This window comes from Micromonospora sp. R311, from assembly GCF_056780015.1.
Genome location: NZ_JBSWCE010000007.1, coordinates 91,274 through 110,906 on the forward strand (window position 1 = coordinate 91,274; position 19,633 = coordinate 110,906).

23 protein-coding genes and 1 pseudogene are annotated in these 19,633 nt (G+C 74.6%); 9 read left to right on the forward strand and 15 right to left on the reverse strand.

All coding sequences use genetic code 11. The annotated features are described in order from the left end of the window. Positions 1-70: 70 nt before the first annotated feature. Together AC1WTP_RS07850 and AC1WTP_RS07855 are read right to left on the reverse strand one after the other, a co-directional pair. Positions 71-769 carry a hypothetical protein gene (locus AC1WTP_RS07850; RefSeq protein ID WP_481648549.1) on the reverse strand — a complete coding sequence of 233 codons (699 nt, stop codon included), beginning with the start codon at positions 767-769 and terminating at the stop codon, positions 71-73. After that, a complete protein-coding gene (locus AC1WTP_RS07855) occupies positions 766-1,398 on the reverse strand; it encodes a helix-turn-helix domain-containing protein (RefSeq protein WP_481648550.1) in 633 nt (210 codons plus the stop codon). The genes AC1WTP_RS07850 and AC1WTP_RS07855 overlap by 4 nt, the downstream gene beginning before the upstream one ends. A 110-nt stretch (positions 1,399-1,508) precedes the next feature. Between AC1WTP_RS07855 and AC1WTP_RS07860 the strand changes: the two genes are divergently transcribed. After that, entirely contained in the window at positions 1,509-2,306 is a 798-nt protein-coding gene (locus AC1WTP_RS07860) for an alpha/beta fold hydrolase (protein WP_481648551.1), read from the forward strand. Between the two features lie 85 nt (positions 2,307-2,391). Here the strand turns inward: AC1WTP_RS07860 and AC1WTP_RS07865 are convergent, their stop codons facing one another. The 4 genes from AC1WTP_RS07865 to AC1WTP_RS07880 form a co-directional block, all read right to left on the reverse strand. Continuing rightward, entirely contained in the window at positions 2,392-3,351 is a 960-nt protein-coding gene (locus AC1WTP_RS07865; protein WP_481648552.1) for an asparaginase, read from the reverse strand. Positions 3,352-3,445: 94 nt separating this feature from the next. Then, the gene (locus AC1WTP_RS07870) at positions 3,446-4,288 is read right to left on the reverse strand and encodes a beta-keto acid cleavage family enzyme (RefSeq protein ID WP_481648553.1); all 843 of its coding nucleotides are present in this window, start codon (positions 4,286-4,288) and stop codon (positions 3,446-3,448) included. Positions 4,289-4,381: 93 nt separating this feature from the next. Next, complete coding sequence (gene ygfZ, locus AC1WTP_RS07875) at positions 4,382-5,494, reverse strand: CAF17-like 4Fe-4S cluster assembly/insertion protein YgfZ (RefSeq protein ID WP_481648554.1); 1,113 nt, start codon at positions 5,492-5,494, stop codon at positions 4,382-4,384. Continuing rightward, entirely contained in the window at positions 5,491-5,919 is a 429-nt protein-coding gene (locus AC1WTP_RS07880) for a Fur family transcriptional regulator (RefSeq protein WP_481648555.1), read from the reverse strand. Before AC1WTP_RS07880 ends, ygfZ begins: the two co-directional genes overlap by 4 nt. Positions 5,920-5,987: 68 nt before the next feature. Here AC1WTP_RS07880 and AC1WTP_RS07885 point away from each other — a divergent pair, with 68 nt between their 5' ends. Next, positions 5,988-6,848 (forward strand): aminotransferase class IV, encoded by an 861-nt coding sequence (locus AC1WTP_RS07885; RefSeq protein WP_481648556.1) that lies wholly within the window; start codon positions 5,988-5,990, stop codon positions 6,846-6,848. 96 nt (positions 6,849-6,944) lie between these two features. Here AC1WTP_RS07885 and AC1WTP_RS07890 read toward each other — a convergent pair whose 3' ends face one another. Next, positions 6,945-7,538, reverse strand: coding sequence for a heme-binding beta-barrel domain-containing protein (locus AC1WTP_RS07890; protein WP_481648557.1), 594 nt, complete (start codon positions 7,536-7,538; stop codon positions 6,945-6,947). A gap of 232 nt (positions 7,539-7,770) precedes the next feature. Further along, positions 7,771-7,875: a small membrane protein MtfM gene (mtfM, locus tag AC1WTP_RS07895; RefSeq protein ID WP_267897534.1), complete on the reverse strand. Its 105-nt coding sequence runs from the start codon at positions 7,873-7,875 to the stop codon at positions 7,771-7,773. Between the two features lie 23 nt (positions 7,876-7,898). Between mtfM and AC1WTP_RS07900 the strand changes: the two genes are divergently transcribed. From AC1WTP_RS07900 to AC1WTP_RS07910, 3 genes are all read left to right on the forward strand, one after another. Continuing rightward, on the forward strand, positions 7,899-8,261 hold the full coding sequence (locus tag AC1WTP_RS07900; RefSeq protein ID WP_109898117.1) for a DsrE family protein: 363 nt from the start codon (positions 7,899-7,901) through the stop codon (positions 8,259-8,261). Between the two features lie 96 nt (positions 8,262-8,357). Further along, positions 8,358-8,738 (forward strand): SCP2 sterol-binding domain-containing protein, encoded by a 381-nt coding sequence (locus AC1WTP_RS07905; RefSeq protein ID WP_481648558.1) that lies wholly within the window; start codon positions 8,358-8,360, stop codon positions 8,736-8,738. Continuing rightward, positions 8,735-10,792 carry an amylo-alpha-1,6-glucosidase gene (locus tag AC1WTP_RS07910; RefSeq protein WP_481648559.1) on the forward strand — a complete coding sequence of 686 codons (2,058 nt, stop codon included), beginning with the start codon at positions 8,735-8,737 and terminating at the stop codon, positions 10,790-10,792. Before AC1WTP_RS07905 ends, AC1WTP_RS07910 begins: the two co-directional genes overlap by 4 nt. A 12-nt stretch (positions 10,793-10,804) precedes the next feature. On the opposite strand, the gene AC1WTP_RS07915 is transcribed toward AC1WTP_RS07910, so the two are convergent. From AC1WTP_RS07915 to AC1WTP_RS07940, 6 genes are all read right to left on the reverse strand, one after another. Continuing rightward, positions 10,805-11,656, reverse strand: coding sequence for a hypothetical protein (locus tag AC1WTP_RS07915; protein WP_481648560.1), 852 nt, complete (start codon positions 11,654-11,656; stop codon positions 10,805-10,807). An 86-nt stretch (positions 11,657-11,742) separates the two neighbouring features. Next, positions 11,743-12,078 (reverse strand): DUF1416 domain-containing protein, encoded by a 336-nt coding sequence (locus AC1WTP_RS07920; RefSeq protein WP_481648561.1) that lies wholly within the window; start codon positions 12,076-12,078, stop codon positions 11,743-11,745. Between the two features lies 1 nt (position 12,079). Continuing rightward, on the reverse strand, positions 12,080-12,928 hold the full coding sequence (locus AC1WTP_RS07925; protein ID WP_481648562.1) for a sulfurtransferase: 849 nt from the start codon (positions 12,926-12,928) through the stop codon (positions 12,080-12,082). Between the two features lie 204 nt (positions 12,929-13,132). Further along, positions 13,133-13,210 carry an Ms5788A family Cys-rich leader peptide gene (locus AC1WTP_RS07930; protein WP_311202345.1) on the reverse strand — a complete coding sequence of 26 codons (78 nt, stop codon included), beginning with the start codon at positions 13,208-13,210 and terminating at the stop codon, positions 13,133-13,135. A 71-nt stretch (positions 13,211-13,281) separates the two neighbouring features. After that, complete coding sequence (locus AC1WTP_RS07935) at positions 13,282-14,067, reverse strand: LmeA family phospholipid-binding protein (RefSeq protein WP_481648563.1); 786 nt, start codon at positions 14,065-14,067, stop codon at positions 13,282-13,284. Positions 14,068-14,147: 80 nt separating this feature from the next. Beyond that, positions 14,148-15,206, reverse strand: coding sequence for a hypothetical protein (locus tag AC1WTP_RS07940; protein WP_481648564.1), 1,059 nt, complete (start codon positions 15,204-15,206; stop codon positions 14,148-14,150). Positions 15,207-15,451: 245 nt separating this feature from the next. Here AC1WTP_RS07940 and AC1WTP_RS07945 point away from each other — a divergent pair, with 245 nt between their 5' ends. The 4 genes and pseudogenes from AC1WTP_RS07945 to AC1WTP_RS07960 all read left to right on the forward strand — a co-directional run. Next, the gene (locus AC1WTP_RS07945; protein ID WP_481648652.1) at positions 15,452-16,171 is read left to right on the forward strand and encodes a winged helix-turn-helix transcriptional regulator; all 720 of its coding nucleotides are present in this window, start codon (positions 15,452-15,454) and stop codon (positions 16,169-16,171) included. 155 nt (positions 16,172-16,326) lie between these two features. After that, on the forward strand, positions 16,327-17,181 hold the full coding sequence (locus AC1WTP_RS07950; RefSeq protein ID WP_481648565.1) for a polysaccharide deacetylase family protein: 855 nt from the start codon (positions 16,327-16,329) through the stop codon (positions 17,179-17,181). A gap of 61 nt (positions 17,182-17,242) precedes the next feature. Further along, the gene (mshD, locus tag AC1WTP_RS07955) at positions 17,243-18,169 is read left to right on the forward strand and encodes a mycothiol synthase (RefSeq protein ID WP_481648566.1); all 927 of its coding nucleotides are present in this window, start codon (positions 17,243-17,245) and stop codon (positions 18,167-18,169) included. Between the two features lie 346 nt (positions 18,170-18,515). Further along, positions 18,516-18,656 (forward strand): annotated as a pseudogene (locus AC1WTP_RS07960) (ATP-binding cassette domain-containing protein); the annotation flags it as partial. A gap of 101 nt (positions 18,657-18,757) precedes the next feature. Here the strand turns inward: AC1WTP_RS07960 and AC1WTP_RS07965 are convergent. Beyond that, complete coding sequence (locus AC1WTP_RS07965) at positions 18,758-19,591, reverse strand: NUDIX hydrolase (RefSeq protein ID WP_481648567.1); 834 nt, start codon at positions 19,589-19,591, stop codon at positions 18,758-18,760. Positions 19,592-19,633 lie beyond the last annotated feature (42 nt).

Consider the following 19,633-nt stretch of genomic DNA (forward strand, 5'->3'; position numbering starts at 1 on the left):
AGGGCAAGCTTATGCCGGCGACCCCGGAAACGTCCGACAAGGACGCCTCCGGGGTCGCCGGCTCAGCGGATCATTCGGCGGCCGGGCGGGTCCGCTTGGTGGCCCGGGGCAGCTTCGCCGACGGGGTGGCGGCCGGCTTCGCGGCCTTCGTGGTGGCCTTGGCGGCCCGGGTGGCCTTCTTCGCGGCGGCCGGCTTGGCCTCGACGACCTCGGCCACCTCGGCCGGGGTCGGCACCTCGGCGGCGGGCGCGGCCGGCTTCGCGGCGGCGGCCGGCTCGGCGGCCTCGGTCGCCTCGATGTCGGCGTTCACCGTGTCGGCGGCCTCGAGCACGCCGGCACCGACCACCCGCTCGCCCCGGGCCACCAGCGCGCCGTACGCGGCCAGCGCCCGCTCCTGGGCGGCCTGGGCGCCGGCCACCACGACGGCGGCGTTGCGGGTGGCCGCCGCGCGCAGCTTGTCCAGGTCGGCGACCTCGCGCAGCCGGTCGAGGTCGGCGACCTCGCGCAGCCGGTTCAGGTCCAGGTCGGCCGGGACGGCCTTCTCGCGCAGGCTGCCAGCGGTCTGGTTCGCGGTACGCAGCGTCTCGTTGGCCTTCTGGCGCAGCTCGAAGCCGGTGACGACGGCCTTGCCACCGAGGTCGGCGACGACCTTCGTGCCGAGGTCGCTGAAGACCGCGGGGAGCTTGCGCAGCTGCTGGATGGCCAGCTCGCCGGCGCCGGCGGCGGCGTAGATCGGGGCCGGAATGCGGTTGGTCTTCGGCTGGGTCATGACTTCTCCTCTTCGGCCGCCTCGGCGGCCTTCCGGGCCGCCCCGGGGGCGGCCTCCTTCTCGGGGGTCGGTGCGGGAGCGGCGCCGGCCTCGGTGACGGCGACCGACTCGATGACGGCCTCGGTCGGCGTGCCCGCCTCGGTGGTGGGGCCGGTGGCGGTCGGGTTGACCAGGGCGGGCGCCGACTCGGCCGACGCGGGCGCGGACGGCCGCGGGGTCTCGCCGGGTGCGGCCGCCTCGGTGCCGGTGGCCTCGGCGCCGGCGGCCGCGGCGGTCGCCTCGGCGAGCCGCGCGTTCTCCCGGCGGAACGTCTCGTAGATCTGGCTGAGCGACTGCTTCTGCGCCATCGTCAGGTCGGGGTCGGCCGCGATGGCCGCGAGCACCCCCTGACCCTCCTTGTCGTCGAGCAGCCCGGCCCGCAGGTACATCGCCGGCGTGGAGACCCGCAGCGCGCTGGCCAGCTGCTGGAGCACCTCGGCGCTGGGCTTGCGCAGGCCGCGCTCGATCTGGCTGAGGTACGGGTTGCTGACCCCCGCCTGCTCGGCGAGCTGCCGCAGCGAGATCTTCGCGTTGCGGCGCAGGTCGCGAATGAACCCGCCGACGTCGGGAAGGTCCTTGGGTGTGGCCATACCCCGACGCTAGCCCGCGCTGCTAGCTCTTGCAAGCAAAGCGCTAGCCAGAGTTAGCAGGGTCTCAGTACGTGGTTGCGTCCAGGTCGTCTCGTGCGTACCTTCCTCCGGTGACCAAGATCGAGGTGAACGGCGCCCAGCTCGCGTACGACGAGGCCGGTAGCGGGACGCCGGTGGTGCTGCTGCACGCCGGCATCGCCGACCGCCGGATGTGGCGCGAGCAGATCGCCGCGCTGGCCGCGCGGCACCGGGTGATCGCGCTCGACCTGCGCGGCTACGGCGACTCCGAGCTGCCGCCCGCCCCCTTCGCCCACCACGACGACGTGGTCGGGCTGCTGGACGCGCTCGGCGTGCCGCGGGCCGCCCTGGTCGGCTGTTCCTTCGGCGGCGCGGTGGCGGTCGACACCGCGCTGGCCCACCCGGAGCGGGTCGGCGCGCTCGCCCTGTTCGGCACCGCGATCTCCGGTCACGAATGGTCCGAGCAGGCCAACGAGCTCTGGGACCAGCTGGTGGGCGAGGTCGACCAGGAGGACTTCGCGGCCAGCGCGGCCGCCGAGGTGCGGTTCTGGGTGGTCGGCCCCGGCCGCCGCCCGGAGGAGGTGGACCAGGAGCTGCTCGCCTTCGCCCGGGAGATGGACCAGCGCGCCCTCGCCGCCGAGCTGGCGCTCTCCGCGGTGGACGTGGCCGAACTCGACCCGCCGGCGATCGGCCGCCTCGCCGAGCTGCGGATGCCCGTGCTGGTCACCGCCGGCGCGGCCGACGTGCCGGACATCAGCCGGCTCGCCGACCGGATCGCCGCCGAGGCGCCCGACGCGGTACGCCTGCCCGACGTGCCCGACGCCGCCCACCTGCTTCCGCTGGAGCGCCCCGAGCCGGTCAACGCCGCCCTGCTCGACTTCCTCCGCTGAGCCGCCCGCCCCGACCCACGCCGGCTTGAGCCGGCCCGCCGGCCTGCGCCGGTCGGACCAGTCGCGTCCCCGGGCCCGCCCCGGGTCACCAGACCGGGCGGACCGCGCCGACCGGGACGCCGCCGCCGAACAGCGGCAGCTCGGCGTACTCGGCCAGCACCGGCGCGGCCACGCCGAGCCGGCGCAGCGCGGAGACCAGCACCGGCATCCGGGCCCGGGCCGCTCCGTCGTCGATCTTGAGGGCGACCGCCCCGACGCCGGGCAGCGCCGCCGCGATGACCCCCTCGGCGCCCACCTTGGCCAGCAGGCCGGGAACGCCCCGCATCAGCCGGGTGTCGTCCGCCTCGGTGCCGCCGACGATCTCCGGGTGGGCGCGCATCGCGTCGGCCACCGTCCGGGCCGCCGAGCCGGGTTCGGCCGAGACCAGCCGGAGGTACGCCCCGGCCAGCCCGGTCAGCGAGACGGCGAGCACCGGGGCGCCGCAGCCGTCCACCCCGACCGCCGCCGCCCGCTCGCCGGTGAACTCCTCGACCGCGTCCCGCAGGCACTGCTGCAACGGGTGCTCCGGACGCCAGTACCCGTCCCGCGGCCAGCCGGCGGCGCCACAGGTCAGCAGCATCCCGCTGTGCTTGCCGGAGCAGTTCATCTGGACCCGGCGAGGGCCGCCGCCGGCGCGCAGCACGGCGGCCCGGGCCGCCTCACCGACGGGCAGGTCCGGCGGGCAGTGCAGCGCCGACTCGTCCAACCCGGCGCGGGCCAGCAGCGCGCCGACCCGGGCCAGGTGGAACTCCTCGCCGGCGTGGCTCGCGGAGACCAGCGCGAGGTCGGCCGGGTCGGTGAGTGGCAGGCCGGCACGGAGCATCCCGACCGCCTGCATCGGCTTGTTCGACGAGCGGGGGAAGACCGGCGAGGTCACGTCCCCCGCACCGGCCACCGTCGTCCCGGTCGCGTCGAGCACCACCACCGAGCCGCGGTGGACGCCCTCCACGAAACCGGACCGGACCACCTCGGCGAGCGGCGCACCGCCCTCGTACGTCTTTCCCACAGCGTGGACGGTACCGACGACCGGACGGCCCCGGGCGGCGGGGTGACCAGGTCGTCCGCGCCCCGGTGTACAGGAGCGCCGGCGAGCGCGCCGCTTACCGTCCGGCGGCCGGCACGCCGAGCAGCTCGCGGGCCTCGGCGGTGGTCAGCGGCGGGCGCTGGGCGAGCTGGGCGAAGCCGACCGCCCGGGCGACGAGTTGCATGTTGGACTCCACCGGGCGCCCCTTGGCGTACGTGACGGTGTCCTCCATGCCAACCCGCAGGTGCCCGCCGGTGGAGAGCGAGGCCAGCATCACCGGGATGGTGCTGCGGCCGATGCCGGTGGCCGAGAAGGTGGTGCCCTCGGGCAGGTCCCGCAGCGCCTGGCGGCAGGCGACCAGCGCCTCGGTGGTGCCCGGCATGCCGCCCGGCACGCCCATCACGAAGTCGACGTGCACGTGCCCGCCGGCCGGCAGGCCGTACTTGCCGAGCAGGCGTTGCAGGGCGGTCAGGTGGCCGAGGTCGAAGATCTCGTACTCCGGCACGATGCCCCGCTCCTGCATCCGGGTGTGCAGGCCGACGATGAACTCCCAGCGGTTGAGGAAGACGTCGTCGCCGAAGTTGACCGTGCCCATGGTGCAGGAGGCCATGTCGGGGCCGGCGTCCAGCACGGCGAGCCGGTCGGCCTCCGGGTCGGTCACCGCGCCGCCCGAGGAGAGCTGCACCACCAGGTCGCTGCTCTCCCGCAGCGCCGCCACGGTCTCCCGCAGCCGGCCCTGGTCCAGGGTCGGCCGGGCCTGGTCGTCGCGGATGTGGACGTGGATCACGGCGGCGCCGAGCGCCTCGCACTCCTTGGCGGTCAGCAGCAGCTCGTCGAGGGTCACCGGCAGCGCGGGCACCTCCGCCTTGGCCGACTCCGCACCGGTGGGGGCAACCGTGATCAACGTCCCTGTCGTCATGCCGGGATCCTAGACCGCGGCTCCGAGCCCAGTCGACCGGAACTTTTCCGGCCTACGCGTCGCCAAGCAGAGAACTTTTCGCTACCAGCCGTCCTAGGCCGGATCGATCGCGGCGGCCGTCTCCCCGACCAGCAGCCGGGCGTCGTCCGGCACGTTCCGCTTGAGCACGGCGAGGGCGACCTGGCCGAGCTCGTGGTGGTGGACCGCGGTGCCGACGAAGCCGACCGTCCGGCCGTCCAGGCTCACCGGCGTGCCGGCGGCCGGCGGCTGGTCGGTGGTGACCCCGTCCAGGTGCAGCAGGACGAGCCGGCGCGGCGGGCGGCCCATGTTGTGCACCCGGGCCACCGTCTCCTGGCCCCGGTAGCAGCCCTTCTCCAGGTGCACGGCCGGGGCGATCAGGTCCACCTCGGCCGGGATGGTCCGGTGGTCGGTGTCCACCCCCACCCGGGCCCGGCGGGCGGCCACCCGGATCGCCTCGTACGCCCAGAGGCCGGCGACCGGCACCCCGGCGCCGCGCAGTTCCGCGACCACCTGCTCCATCGCGGCCCGGGGCACCAGCAGGTCCACCCCGAGCGGGCCGCGCCGGGCCCAGCCGCCGACCGGCAGCGGCCGGACGTCGTACCGCGCGGTGGGCCGGGCCGGCACCGAGCCCGTGCGGAACTTCGGGCCCGGCACCGCGACCACGTCGGGCTCGGCGAGCCCGGTCACGCCGAGCGTGGCCAGCGCGTCGGGGGCCTCCGGCCCGACCAGGGAGAGCAGCGCGTGGTCGGGCGTCACGTCGCGTGGCTCGACCCTGCTGAAGAACCGCATCTTCTCCAGGTACGACAGCAGCCCCTCGGTGGCGCCCGGCTCGGTGTCCAGCCAGGTGGTGACGCCGTCCTCGGTCACCATGGCGTGCTGCTCGACGTGCCCGTGCGGGGAGAGCACCAGCAGCTCGGTGCCCTGGAAGGCGGTCAGCTGCGCCAGGTGCTGGGTGGTGAGGGTGTGCAGCCAGCCGATCCGTTCCTCGCCCGGCACCGCGATCACCCCGCGGTGCGAGCGGTCGACCAGGCCTACCGCGGTGTCCAGCGTCCGCTGTTCCCGCATCGGGTCGCCGTAGTGCGCGGCCACCCCCCGGACGCCCGCCGCGGCGTGCGCCGGCTCGGGCTGGTCCCGGCTGGCCTCGTCGATGCTCTCGACGGCCACCGCTCCCGCGATGTCGATCATTTCGTGTCCCCGTTCTGACAGCGGCCGCAGACGCCGAAGAGTGACACGTGCCCGATGTCCACGCCGAACCCGCGCTGGCCCGCCAACTGGTCGGCCAGCGGGCGCAGCAGCTCGGGATCGATCTCGTCGATCGCGCCGCACTCCCGGCAGACCAGGTGGACGTGCTGGTCCTCGCCGGCCGCGTGATAGGTCGGCGAGCCGTGCGAGAGGTGGGTGTGGGTCACCAGGCCGAGCCGTTCCAACAGCTCCAGCGTGCGGTAGATGGTGGTGATGTTGACGCCCGCGGCCACTTCCCGGACGGCGTTGTGCACCTGCTCCGGCGTGGCGTGCCCCAGGTCCAGCACCGCCTGGAGGACCAGCTGCCGCTGCGCCGTCAGCCGCAGCCCACGGGCGCGGAGCAGTTCCGCGAGGGAGGATTCGGACACCGTCCGATCATAGTTCGGTAACCACGGTGACCCCCGGCCCGCCGGGCGCGCCGCTACGCTCGGCGGTCATGGCGTCGAGGATGGCGGTGCTCGGGCGGGGGCTCCTACCGCCCGAGGAGCCGGTGCTGCGCGGCGACGACCTGGGCGTGCTGCGCGGTGACGGGCTCTTCGAGACGATGCACCTGCGGGGCGGCCGGCCGTGGCTGCGCGACGAACACCTGGCCCGGCTGGCCCGGGCCGCCGCGGCCGTGGAGCTGGCGCTGCCGCCCACCACGGCGCTGGTCGACCTGCTGGACACGATCTGTGCCGGCTGGCCCGCCGAGGTGGAGGGCGCGCTGCGGCTGGTCTGCACCCGCGGGCCGGAGGACGGCGGGCCGCCGACCGTCTACGCCACGCTGGCCGAGGTGCCGGCCGCCGCGCGGGCCGCCCGCCGGGACGGGATCACCGTGGCGACGCTGCCGCTGGGGGTGCCGGCCGTGACCCGCACCGGCCTGGACTGGCTGCCGGCCGGGATCAAGTCGACGTCGTACGCGGTGAGCACCGCCGCCCGCCGGTGGGCACGGCGGGCCGGGGTGGACGACGTGCTCTGGGTCTCCACCGACGGGTACGCCCTGGAGGGGCCCACCGCCAACGTGGTCTGGCTGACCGGCGGCACGCTCTGCACGGTGCCCGCCGCCGACACCGGCATCCTGCCCGGCACCACGGCCGCCTGGCTGCTCGCCCACGCCCACGAGCTCGGCCTGGCGGCGGCCGAACGCCTGGTCACCCCCGCGGAGCTGACCGCCGCCGACGGAGTCTGGTTCACCTCGTCGGTCCGCGGCCTCACCCGACTGCGCACCCTCGACGGCACCACGCTGCCACCCTCTCCCCACACCCCCGCCCTCCAGTCCCTGCTCTCCTTCCCCCTCCCCTCCGGCAACCTTCGTTGATCATGAAGTTGGCGTCACGACACGCCGGGGCGGACGACGTCAACTCATGATCAACCGGCGGGAGCGGGGGGCCGGGGGGAGCGGGGGGTGGGTGGGTCAGCCGGCTACGCGGGTGAGGCGGGCGGAGAGGTGCGGGGAGAGGCCGTGGCCGAGGCCGGCCATCTCCTGGGCGTAGAGCAGGGCGCCCTCGACGATGCCGAAGAGGCGGTGGCCGGCGGTGACCTCCTTGGCGGTCGCGGTACGCACCACCGCGTCGGTGGCGAACTCGACCTGCGTGCCGGTGCGCCGGCCCAGGTAGAGCTCCATCACCCCGGTCGGCGTCGTCATCAACGCCTCCAGCTCGTCGGTGGCCCGGTCGTCCTTGACCACCGGGCGCCACCAGCCGACCTCCCGACCGGCCGGACGGACCGGACGGCTCTGCTCGTCGAGGATCCACGCCCGGGACTCGTAGAACAGGAAGGGCCGGCCGTCGTGGCTGATCCTGATCTCCTGGGCGAAGTCGAAGTCCTCGATGGTGGGGAAGCCGCCCCGGCCCCGGCCCCGCCACACCCCGACGTACGGGAGCAGCCCGTCCAGCGTGGGGTGCAGCTTGGGACCGACCCGCAGGTCGTGGCTCTCCTCGTACGGGTACGGGTCGACCGGCGGCGCGTTCAGCCACGGCGGCGGCTGCAACGGGTTCTCGTCGCTCACCGGACCACCTTCGTTCGCGACTGCGGGGCTCGCAGACCCGGCTCACTCCTCGCGCTCACCGAACCCCCTTCGTTCGCGACTGCGGGGCTCGCAGACCCGGCTCACTCCTCGCGCTCACCGAACCCCCTTCGTTCGCGACTGCGGGGCTCGCAGACCCGGCTCACTCCTCGCGCTCACCGAACCCCCTTCGTTCGCGACTGCGGGGCTCGCAGACCCGGCTCACTCCTCGCGCTCACCAACGTCCTCTCGATATGCGTACCGCCAGGTAGACCAGGCCACCGGCGAGCGCGCCCAGGCCGGCGACCAGCAGGCTGACGAACCCGATCTCGGTGACCATCCCGGCCATCCTATGCTGGCGCCATGGCCCGCACTCTCGTCGTCAAGGCCACCGCCGGCGCCGACGCCCCGGAACGGTGCGCCCAGGCGTTCACGGTCGCCGCCACCGCCGCCGCGGCCGGGGTGGACGTCTCGCTCTGGCTGACCGGCGAGTCGACCTGGTTCGCGCTGCCCGGGCGGGCCCAGGAGTTCGAGCTGCCGCACTCGGCCCCGCTGGCCGAACTGCTGCACGTGATCCTCACCACCGGCACGGTCACCGCCTGCACCCAGTGCGCCGCCCGCCGGGACATCGGCCCCGGCGACGTGCTGCCGGGCGTACGGATCGCGGGCGCGGCGGTCTTCGTCGAGGAGGCGATGGCCGAGGGGGCGCAGGCGCTGGTCTACTGACCGGGCCGACCCGACGCCGTCGCCGGCCTGGTGACGACCGGTCGACGGAGCGGCGATACCGGCCCGACAAGTCGGTCCAATGCCTACCATTCGGTTGTGGCCGAGGCGACCGAGCGATTCTTCGAATCACTGCCGGCACGCGCCCCGGAGATCCTCCGCGGCCTGGTCAGCGGCGCCCTTCAGATCGAACTCAGCAACGGCGACCGGATCGACCACTGGCTGGTGCGGATGCGGCCGGGCGCGATCGAGGTGCGCCGGGAGCGGGGGCCGGCGGACGCCATCTGGTACAGCAGCGAGGACCTCTTCGACCGGCTGGTCACCGGCCGCGCCCAGGGGGTCTCCGCGGTGCTGCGCAACGAGAGCACGTTCAGCGGCAACGTGGTTCTGTTCCTGGCGTTCCGGCGGTTCTTCCCCAACCCGCCCGGCACCCGGGACCCCCGGGAGGTCGCCCGCAAGCAGGCCGGACGGCTCAGGTGAGGCCGCTGGTCAGCATCCTGGACGGCAACACCTTCCTGGTCAGTGACCGCCGGGGCGACATCGAACCCTCCCTCGACTACCCCACCGGGCTCTTCTCCTTCGACACCCGGTTCCTCTCCACCTGGCTGCTCACCCTCGACGGCGAACGGCTGCACGCGCTCTCCGTCGACGACGCGGAGTCCTACCGCACCCGCTTCTTCCTGGTGCCCGGCGAGCCGACCCACTACCTCGACGCGAAGGTCTCGGTGATCCGGAGCCGGGCGATCGGCGGCAGCTTCGACGAGGAGCTGACCGTGATCAACCACGCCGGCCGGGAGATGGAGTTCAACGTCCGGGTCGACATGGGCGCCGACTTCGCGGACCTGTTCGAGATCAAGAACGTACGGCAGAAGCACGGCCGCGTCACGGCCTCGGTCAGCGGTAACGAGCTCCGGTTGACCTACCGCCGGGAGGCCTTCCACCGGGAGACGGTGATCACCACCACCACGCCCGGGCAGATCGACGTGTCGGGCATGACCTTCCGGGTCATGATCGGCCCGCACGACGAGTGGACCACGCGGCTACACGTGAACACCGTCGTGTACGGGGCGCGGGGCGAGGACATCCGGTCCAACCTGCCGCTGTACCGCGGCAGCCGCGGCGCGGCCGCCATCAAGGCCGAACAGAACGAGCTGATCAGGCAGGCGCCGAAGCTCGGCTGCGACTGCGAGCCGCTGGCCGGGGCGTACCGGCGCAGCCTGAACGACGTCGGGGCGCTGCGCTACGAGTCGATCGCGCTCGGCGTCCGGCTGCTGGCGGCCGGGCTGCCCTGGTTCATGACCCTGTTCGGCCGGGACAGCATCATCACCTCGCTCCAGCTGCTGCCCTACCTGCCGGAGCTGATCCCGCCGACGGCACTGATCCTGGCCGGGCTCCAGGGGCACCGGTTGGACGACTTCCGCGACGAGGAACCGGGCAAGATCCTGCACGAACTGCGCTACGGCGAGATGGCCGGCTTCGAGGAGCAGCCGCACTCGCCGTACTACGGCTCCGCCGACGCGACGCCGCTCTTCGTGATCCTGCTCGACGAGTACGAGCGGTGGACCGGCGACGCGAAGCTGGTGAAGCAACTGGAGTCGGCGGCCCGGGCCGCGCTGGAGTGGATCGACACGTACGGGGACCTGCTCGGCACCGGCTACATCTGGTACCAGACCCGCAACGAGGAGACCGGCCTGCCCAACCAGTGCTGGAAGGACTCCTGGGACGCCATCTCCTACGCCGACGGCCGGCTGCCGGGCTTCCCCCGGGCCACCTGCGAGCTGCAGGGGTACGCCTACGACGCGAAGATGCGCGGCGCCCGGCTGGCCCGCGCCATCTGGGGCGACCCGGCGTACGCGGAACGGCTGGAACGCGAGGCGGCCGCGCTCAAGCAGCGGTTCAACCGGGACTTCTGGATCCCGGAGAAGGAGTACTACGCGCTCGCCCTGGACGCCGACGGGCGGCACGTCGACGCGCTCAGCTCCAACATCGGCCACCTGCTGTGGAGCGGCATCGTCGACGAGTCCCGGGCCGGTCGGATCGCCGAGCACCTGCTCGGGCCGCGGCTCTTCTCGGGCTGGGGCGTCCGGACCCTCGCCGACGACCAGGGGCGCTACAACCCGATCGGCTACCACGTCGGCACCGTGTGGCCGTTCGACAACTCAATCATCGCCTGGGGACTGTGGCGGTACGGGTTCCGGGAGGAGGCCGGCCGGATCTGCGACTCGATGCTGGCCGCGTCCCGGTTCTTCAACGGGCGGCTGCCGGAGGCCTTCGCCGGTTACGAGCGCGAACTCACCCAGTACCCGGTGGAGTACCCGACCGCGTGCAGCCCGCAGGCCTGGTCGACGGGGACGCCGCTGCTGCTGCTCCGGGTGATGCTCGGCCTGGAGCCGCAGGGCGAGCACCTGATCATCGATCCGGCCCTGCCGGAGGGGATGGGCCGGGTCGAGCTGCTCGACATTCCCGGCCGGTGGGGGCGGGTGGACGCGCTGGGTCGCAGCCGCACCCCGCACGACGGTGTTCGCGGCCACTGACCGCCGGGCGGGTCAGCCGGCGCAGCCGGTGGTGGCGGAGACCGGGCTGTCGGCGGCGGCCCGGTCGAGCAGCACCGCGACGTCGCCCCGCCGGTACGCGTACACCTGGGGTGTGTCGGCCACCGGCGCGGCGAACGGGGCGAGCCCGGCGGCCGGGGACGACGGTGGTGGGCCGGCGGCGGCCCGGGCGGTGCGGGCGACGCCGCCACCCGGACACGGCGCGGTCAGCAGCTCCGGATTCGGCCCGGCCCGGCGGCCGAGGGCCGACAGCGCCTCGGCGAGGGCGGTGGTCTCCGCCCCGGCGGCTACGGGCGGCGGCGCGGCGTAGCCGGTGCCGACCGGGCGGCATCCGGTGTCGGTGACCAGCCGGACCAGGCCGTCGGCCTCGCGGCGGCCCTCGACGGTGACGAACTCGCCGGCGTCGGCGCGCAGCCGAGGACCGTCCGGGGTGGCCCGGACGCCGGCCCGCCAGGCGGCCGGCAGCCGGTCGGCGACCCGCTCCAGCAGCGCCCGTTCCTCGCCGGTGGGCACCACCACGTCCACCCCGCGGACCAGCGTCGCGCCGTCCGCGAACGGGGTGACCCGGCAGCCCCGCTCGACCCGCGCGGGGGTCAGCGCCAGCACCGCGTCGCCGGCCGCCGCGACCAGTTCACCGACGGCGCGGTCGACCACCGGCCCGGCCTGGGCCAGGCTGCGCTGCTCGCGGACGGTCGGCGGGTCGTCGCGGACGGAGACCCAGGTGAGCGCCGCCAGCAGCACCGCCCAGGCCACCACGACGACGATCAACCAGGGCCGCCGGCCGGGGGCGGCCGGCTGATCGGGACCGGTCGGTGGGGCGTACCCCGGCTGGACGACACCGCTCACCCGCTCATGGTGTCACGCGCCCCGGAACGCGGCCGGGGCCGGTCACCCGCGAGGGGTGACCGGCCCCGGGCCGATCAGAGCGTGGGTCAGGCCAGGGCCACCGTCACGGCGACCTCGTTGATCCCCCGGCCGGCGGTGACGGCGGTGTCGCCGTTGCCGTGCCGGGAGAGCGCCCGCAGGGTCCAGTCGCCGGGGGCGGCGAAGAACCGGAACTGGCCGGCGGCGGAGGTCACCACCTCGGCGGTGAACTCGCCGGTGGAGTCGAGCAGCCGGACGTACGCGCCCGGCACGACCTCACCGGACTCGGCCTTGACCAGGCCGGTGATGACGGTCTCCTTCTCCAGGTCGAGGCTGGCGGGCAGCGGGGCGGCCTGGTCGGGAGCGGCGCAGCCGGCGGCCGTGGCAGCGGTCGGTGCGGTCATCTCAGGCCTCCCCCGGCTCGTCGCCGAGCGCCACCGGCACGCCGACCAGCGAGCCGTACTCGGTCCAGGATCCGTCGTAGTTCTTCACGTTGCGGTGGCCGAGCAGTTCCTGGAGCACGAACCAGGTGTGCGAGGAGCGCTCGCCGATCCGGCAGTAGGCGATGGTCTCCTTGCCGTCGTCCAGCCCGGCGTCGGCGTAGATCCTGCGCAGCTCGTCGTCGGACTTGAAGGTGCCGTCCTCGTTGGCCGCCTTGGACCACGGCACGCTGATCGCGGTCGGCACGTGCCCGGCCCGCTGCGCCTGCTCCTGCGGCAGGTGGGCGGGGGCGAGCAGCCGGCCGGCGTACTCGTCGGGGCTGCGCACGTCGACCAGGTTCTTGGTGCCGATGGCGGCCACCACCTCGTCCCGGAAGGCCCGGATGGAGGTGTCCGGCTGCTGGGCGACGTACTGGGTCGCGGGGCGGGTCACCGGGTCCTTGACCAGCGGGCGGGCGTCCAGCTCCCACTTCTTGCGACCGCCGTCGAGCAGCTTGACGTCGCGGTGGCCGTAGAGCTTGAAGTACCAGTACGCGTACGCGGCGAACCAGTTGTTGTTGCCGCCGTAGAGGATGACGGTGTCGTCGTTGCTGATGCCCCGCTCGGAGAGCAGCGCCTCGAACTGGCCCTTGTTGACGAAGTCCCGGCGCACCGGGTCCTGCAGGTCGGTCTTCCAGTCCAGCTTGATCGCGCCGGCGAGGTGGCCGGTGTCGTAGGCCGAGGTGTCCTCGTCGACCTCGACGAAGACGACGCCCGGGGCGTCGAGGTTCTTCTCGGCCCACTCGGCCGAGACGAGTGCGGTGTCGCGACTCATCAGATCACTCCCTGGTGAGGATGGATGGTGAGCCAGCGCGCGGAGATCGATGTTCGTCGGTGTCGCACCACGCGCGGGACCCATGGGTCGGAACGGATCACGGGTTCGTGCGACGGCGCCGCTGCCGGGCGATGGTGGGAGCACCGGAGGGTACGCGGACCCTGCGTGCCGATGGCCGCTAGGCGGCCGAGGACAGCCCCGCCGTCAGATGACGGGGCGACACAGGCAGGTGGCCACGCGGCACAGGTCGACCGCGCGCCGTTTGGTGAGGAGCGTCCCCATGGGCAGGGAGCCTACCAGCCGCGCCCGGAGGAGCCACCGGACCGACCAGCATCCGGGACGGCCTCGCTGGCTCAGCCGGCCGAGTTGATCGGCACGTTGCGCGCGTCCGCGGTCACCGCCAGCCCTTCGGGCATCGGCCGGACCTCGCGCACCGCGAGCTGGAACGGCAGCTCGGGCAGGGGCACGTCGACCGAGATGCCCTTCGCGTAGTTGTTCAGCAGCGTGCGGGCCAGCGGCACGTTCGGCAGCCCCTCGGCGTTCAGGTCGTTGAAGCGCAGCGCCACCTTGCCCTGCTCGCTGACGGTGACGTCGGCGGTGCCGGTGACGGTCAGCCGCTGGCCGAGGATGTCCACCGGCGCGGTGACGGCCAGCCGGCCGTCCTGCTCGCCCAGCCGCAGCCCCGGCCGGTCGAGCAGCTGCGCCAGGCTGTCGTAGCTGATGGTGCCGGTGCCGTTGACCAGGTCGGCCACCACCTCGCCCTGCCCGGAGCGGATGGTGTCCAGCGAGGCACGCACGTCGCGGGCGTCCACATCGAGCCGCGGCACGCTGACCGCGTCGCCCTGCACCGAGCCCTGCACGTCGCGCAGCACGATCGAGATGCGCTCGTAGCGGCCGTCGAGCACCTGGGTGAGGAACGGGAAGCCGCCCACCTCGACCTCCGGCGGCGCGGACTGCGCGTTCTGCTTGGCGACCTCCTGCCGGACCTGGTCGGCGATGGCGCGCTCGGCCACCGCGGCCGCCACCCGGTCGGCGACGACCAGCAGCCCGGCCAGGAGCAGCAGCAGGACCACGAGGGTGATCAGCACCTTGCGGCCCCGGCGTCGGGGCCGCTCCTCGTACGGATAGTCCTGCGCCACGCCGCCTCCTGTCTCCACACCCCGGTCGCCGTGCCACGGCGCACCGTTGGTACCCGAAAGGGGAAAAGCTCAATCTCCGGTCACAGCACCAGCTTGCACATCGCGTACGCGGCCGGCGCGGCCAGCGCGAAGCCGCCGAGCGGGCCCTGCATGTGCCGGGCGACCCACATCGTCGGCGGCTCGCCCGCCATCAGCCGGCCCGCCTCGGCGTAGCCCACAGCCAGGTCGGCCAGGACGGCGGCGACCGCCGCGACCAGCCCGATGATCGCGGCCCGGGTCGGCGTGAACGGCGTGACCAGGTAGCTGCCGAGCAGGGCGCTGATCAGCGTTCCGACCATCGCGCCGGCGACCACGCCGGCGGCGCCACGGGGCACCTGGGGCGCCAGCCGCGGCCACGGCGCGACGGCGTCGGTCAGCCGGGCGACGGTGAGCGCCACCCCGCTCGCGGTGAGGCAGACGGTGATCGCCTGGGTGCCGGCGGGGATCCGGCTGAGCACGATCAGGGTGCCGAAGGCCACCACGCCGACCAGGATCAGCAGCGTCCCGCCGAGCGAGTCGGTCACCCGCACCCGGTCGACCCGGCGGACCAGCTGACCGAGCACGCCGAGCAGGAAGCCACCCGCCGCGACGTAGCCCAGCGGCGCCAGCCCGGCGACGTCGGACCGCACGGCGGCGGTGTCGGCCGCGACCGCGGTGGCGACGCTGATCAGGGCGACCAGCAGCACCGCGGGCGGCCGCATGGCCATCGTCCAGGCCAGCACGAAGAGCAGCTGGACGCCGAAGATGATGAACGCGAAGGGCAGCCGGTGCCCCGGCCCGGAGGTCTGCGCGCCGAGCACCAGACCCACCCCGAGCAGCACGGCGAACCCGGCGACGGCGAGCGCGAGCGACCGGCGCACCTCGACCGGCGGCACGGCCTCCTCGTCCGGCTCGGCGCCCGGCTCGTCGTCGGGGCGGCGGGCCGGCTCACCGCTGCGGCGGGCCCGGCGCGGCCCGCTGCGCTCCCGGCGGTCGTCCTGGTCGACGGCCGGTCCACCACGCGGGGCCGGCGGCTGGCCCCGGGACGGGCCGGCCGGCTGCGGGCGGGGGCCGTCGGGCCACGGGTCACGGCCGGTCTCGGGCGAGTTGGAGGGAAACACGCACCGATCGTGCCAGACCCACCGGCGGAGGCGGGGATCACGGTTTCGGCAACGTTAAAACCTGCGGTGTGATCAGGGGCAAGCCGGGCAAACAGGGAAGCGCGCGGAGGCGCAGCGGGGGCGATCGGTTACGCTCAAGCCGTTACCCGCCCGTCAGCGACGCCGGGACCCACGGAAAGTTCTCAGCGCCACATCCGCGAGGAGTGCGCTGGTCGCGCGCGGCACAACAGGCCGCCGGGACGGAGGTGATCGTGGAGATCCTGCTGCTGGTGACCGCGCGCGCAAGCGAGCCGGCCGCCGTGCTGCCGGCGCTCGACCTGCTGCCGCACTCGGTCCGCACCGCGCCGCGTGACGTCCGCACCCTGGTCGCCGGCCCCAGCCCGGACGCGGTGCTGGTGGACGCCCGGTCCGAGTTGAGCGAGGCCCGGGCCACCTGCCGGATGCTGCACGCCACCGGGCTCGGGGTGCCGCTGGTCGCCGTGGTCACCGAGGCGGGGCTGATCGCCCTCAACGCCGACTGGGGCGTCGACGACGTCATCCTCGCCTCCGCCGGGCCGGCCGAGGTGGAGGCCCGGCTGCGGCTCGCGGTCGGCCGGCTGAGCAACGCGGTCTCCGGGGCCGGCGGCTCGATCCGCGCCGGCGAGCTGACCATCGACCCGGACACCTACGCCGCGAAGCTCAAGGGGCGCCCGCTCGACCTCACCTACAAGGAGTTCGAGCTGCTGAAGTTCCTGGCCCAGCACCCGGGCCGGGTGTTCACCCGGGACCAGTTGCTGCGCGAGGTCTGGGGATACGACTACTTCGGCGGCACCCGGACGGTCGACGTCCACGTCCGGCGGCTGCGGGCCAAGCTCGGCTCCGAGTACGAGTCGATGATCGGCACCGTCCGCCAGGTCGGTTACAAGTTCGTCGTACCGCCGGCGCGGTCGCTGCCGGACGCGGAGCCGGCGCCGCTGCCGGTCTGACGCCCCGTTCACCCCTCCCGGGCACTGTTCCCGATATGCCCCTTTTGTGCAGCTCAGCGCCTCTATCCTGACTGCCGGGTTTGCCGGAAAAAGGGGGCGGCGGTGCGTGCAGTGATCACGGGGGCGGCGACGGGTCGACCGGGGTGGGGGCACTGATGCCGGCCCCCTCGGCCGTACGCGCCGCCGGGATCGTCGCGCTGGTGCTGACCGCCCTGCTCGGCTCGGCGTACGCCCTGGGCCGGAGCCTGATGCCGGACCGGCCCGATCCGCATTCCTCGGGCGCGGTCACCAGCGCCACCGGCCCGCACTACGGTGAGCAGCCGTCACCGGACGCCGGCTGGTCGGACGGCCCGGACGAGGCCGGCCAGGACGGGCGCGACGGCCGGTCGGAGCCGACCGACCCCGAGGGGCCGCTGGGTACCCGCACCACCACCGGCAGCTCGCGGGTCGCGCTGACCTTCGACGACGGCCCGGACCCGCAGTACACCCCGCAGGTGCTCGACGCGCTGCGGGAGTTCGACGTCAAGGCGACCTTCTGTGTCGTCGGCGAGAACGCGCAGGCCCACCCGGACCTGGTCCGGGCGATCGTGGCCGACGGCCACACACTGTGCAACCACAGCTGGAACCACGACGTCGGCCTCGGCTCCCGGTCACCCGAGCGGATCCGGGCCGACCTGCTGCGCACCAGCGGCGCCATCCGGGCGGCGGCGCCGGACGCACCGATCCTCTACTACCGCCAGCCCGGCGGGGCGTGGACGCTGCCGGTGGTCTCGACGGCGCGAAACCTCGGGATGACGCCCCTGCACTGGAACGTGGACCCCTCGGACTGGCAGGTGCCCGGCGCCGGGCGGATCGCCGCGACGGTGGTCACCCAGGTCGCGCCCGGCTCGGTGGTGCTGCTGCACGACGCCGGCGGCGACCGGCAGGGCACGGTGGACGCGCTGTACCGGATGCTGCCGGAGCTGACCAACCGGTTCCAGCTGGAGGCGTTGCCCACCGAGCCGACGTGACCGGACCCTCGGCAGTGGACGGCGGGGCCGGGCCGCGGTGGTCGCGGGCTACGGTGGCGGGATGAGCAGCGCCGAACCGACGATCGACCAGGTGACCCGGACCGACCGCCTCTCTCCGGCGGAGATCGCCGACGTGCTCACGCTGGCCCGCGTGGCCGGAGACGCGGACGGCGCGGACCCGCTCGACGAGCACGTGCTGCTCCGGCTCCGCGACCCGGGGGCGCCGGCCGTGCACCTGACCGCCCGGAGCGACGACGGGCTGCTCACCGGCTACGCCCACCTGGACACCACCGACGCCGCGACCGGGATCGGGGTGGAGCTGGCGGTGCACCCGGCGTACCGGCGGCGCGGCACCGGGCGGGCGCTGGCCCGCGGGGTGCTGGCGGCGGCCACCGGCCCGCTGCGCGCCTGGGCCCACGGCGACCACCCGTCGGCCGCCGCGCTCGCCGTCGACCTCGGCTTCCGCCGGGCCCGGGTGCTCTGGCAGCTGCGCCGGCCGCTGACCGCTCCGCTTGACGAACCCCGCCTGCCCGACGGCGTGGTGCTGCGCGCCTTCCGCCCGGGCGCCGACGACGCGGCCTGGCTGGCGCTGAACGCCCGGGCCTTCGCCGAGCACCCCGAGCAGGGCCGCTGGACCCCGGAGGACCTGCGGGTCCGGCTCGCCGAGCCGTGGTTCGACCCGGCCGGCTTCCTGCTCGCCGAGGAGCCGGCGACCGGCCGGCTGCTCGGCTTCCACTGGACCAAGGTGCACGAGCGCCCCGGCTCGGCCCGGATCGGCGAGGTGTACGTGCTCGGGGTGGACCCGTCCGCGCACCGCGGCGGCCTGGGCCGGGCGCTGACCGCGGCCGGGCTGGCGTACCTGCGCGACCGGCGTGGGCTGGACCGGGTGATGCTCTACGTGGACGAGTCGAACACCGGCGCCGTCGCGCTCTACCAGCGGCTCGGCTTCGCGCACTGGTCCGCGCACGTCAACTACCACCTGGGCTAGAATCCGGCCGGCACGGCCGGCCCGGCTTCTCCGGGTTTCGCCGCCGCGCTCGCGCTGAGCGTGCTGATGCTGCCGACCGTGGTCCGCTCCACCGAGGAGATGCTGCGCCTCGTCCCGGCGCCGCTGCGCGAGGGGCGTACGCCCTCGGCGTGCCGAAGTGGCAGACCATTCTGCGGGTCGTGCTGCCGACCGCCCTGCCCGGCATCGTCACCGGCGTGATGCTCGCCATCGCCCGCGGCCGGCGAGACGGCGCCGGTGCTGCTGGTCGCCGGCGGCGGCGCGGCGATCAACTTCAACCCGTTCGAGAACAACCAGTCGTCGCTGGCCCTCTTCGTCTACCAGCTCGGCGAACCTCTGGGACGAGGTCAAGGACCCGCTCGGCAAGCCCGGCGCCGGCCTCTCCGGCGGCCAGCAGCAGCGGCTCTGCATCGCCCGGACCATCGCGGTCGAGCCGCAGGTCCTGCTCATGGACGAGCCCTGCTCGGCTGAGCCGTCCGCGCGCCGTCGGCCCACCCGGTCGGAAGGAGTGGCCGTTCCACGGGGGAACGGCCACTCCTTCTCACGTCGGGGCGCCTCGACCCCGCCGGCTCAGCCGAGGACGAAGCGGGGTTCGCCGTCCTCGGGCAGGTCGAGGCGGGGGGTGACCGGGGTGGCGGCGTCCCGGGTGGCGGCCGCGCGGACCACCCCGTCCAGGTCTCCGGCGGCGGCCACCTGCGCGAGGGTGACCAGGGTGGGCGGGAGCATGGTCAGCTCACCCGCCTCGGCCCGGGCACGGGCGTCCGCCGGGCGGACCCAGAGCGTCCGGTCGGCCTCGCCCGAGACGTCCCGGGTCCGCTGCCCCGCCGGCAGCAGGGCCAGGAAGAAGTACGTGTCGAAGCGGCGCGGCTCGAACTCCGGGGTGATCCACCGGCTCCACGGCAGCAGCAGGTCCGAGCGGAGCGTCAACCCGCGGTCGGCCAGCAGGTCGGCGAAGCCGACCCGGCGTTGCTCCAGGGCGACCCGGGCTGCCTCCCAGTCGTCGCCGCTGACGTCCCCCACCACGGTCGCCGGGTCGGGGCCGGCGAGCAGCACGCCGGCCTCCTCGAAGACCTCCCGGGCCGCGGCGCAGACCACCGCCTGGGCGGCCGCCGGGGCCAGGCCGAGCCGTTCGCCCCAGTGGGCCGGGGCCGGGCCGGCCCAGCCCGGGTGCGCCTGCGAGTCGGAGGGGTCGACCCCGCCGCCCGGGAAGGCGTACATGCCGCCGAAGGCCATCGCGGCCACCCGGCGGATCAGGTAGACCTCGAAGCCGGCGTCGGCCGGGCGGAGCAGCAGCACGGTGGCCGCGACCCGGGGCACGGCCGGGGTGCCCCCCTCGGCGCGGAACCGGCGGGCGTGCTCCACCAGCGCCGGCGGGGCGGCGAAGCCGTCGCTGTCGATCGTCATGCGGCGAGCCTAGTTCCCACCGGGCGGATGGCCCGCGCCCCG

Coding starts and splice junctions, on each gene's coding strand:
- AC1WTP_RS07850 (WP_481648549.1), bottom strand. CDS start 769: ATGACCCAGCCGAAGACCAACCGCATTCCGGCCCCGATCTACGCCGCC.
- AC1WTP_RS07855 (WP_481648550.1), bottom strand. CDS start 1,398: ATGGCCACACCCAAGGACCTTCCCGACGTCGGCGGGTTCATTCGCGAC.
- AC1WTP_RS07870 (WP_481648553.1), bottom strand. CDS start 4,288: ATGACGACAGGGACGTTGATCACGGTTGCCCCCACCGGTGCGGAGTCG.
- ygfZ (WP_481648554.1), bottom strand. CDS start 5,494: ATGATCGACATCGCGGGAGCGGTGGCCGTCGAGAGCATCGACGAGGCC.
- AC1WTP_RS07885 (WP_481648556.1), top strand. CDS start 5,988: ATGGCGTCGAGGATGGCGGTGCTCGGGCGGGGGCTCCTACCGCCCGAG.
- mtfM (WP_267897534.1), bottom strand. CDS start 7,875: ATGGTCACCGAGATCGGGTTCGTCAGCCTGCTGGTCGCCGGCCTGGGC.
- AC1WTP_RS07900 (WP_109898117.1), top strand. CDS start 7,899: ATGGCCCGCACTCTCGTCGTCAAGGCCACCGCCGGCGCCGACGCCCCG.
- AC1WTP_RS07920 (WP_481648561.1), bottom strand. CDS start 12,078: ATGACCGCACCGACCGCTGCCACGGCCGCCGGCTGCGCCGCTCCCGAC.
- AC1WTP_RS07925 (WP_481648562.1), bottom strand. CDS start 12,928: ATGAGTCGCGACACCGCACTCGTCTCGGCCGAGTGGGCCGAGAAGAAC.
- AC1WTP_RS07930 (WP_311202345.1), bottom strand. CDS start 13,210: ATGGGGACGCTCCTCACCAAACGGCGCGCGGTCGACCTGTGCCGCGTG.
- AC1WTP_RS07950 (WP_481648565.1), top strand. CDS start 16,327: ATGCCGGCCCCCTCGGCCGTACGCGCCGCCGGGATCGTCGCGCTGGTG.
- mshD (WP_481648566.1), top strand. CDS start 17,243: ATGAGCAGCGCCGAACCGACGATCGACCAGGTGACCCGGACCGACCGC.
- AC1WTP_RS07965 (WP_481648567.1), bottom strand. CDS start 19,591: ATGACGATCGACAGCGACGGCTTCGCCGCCCCGCCGGCGCTGGTGGAG.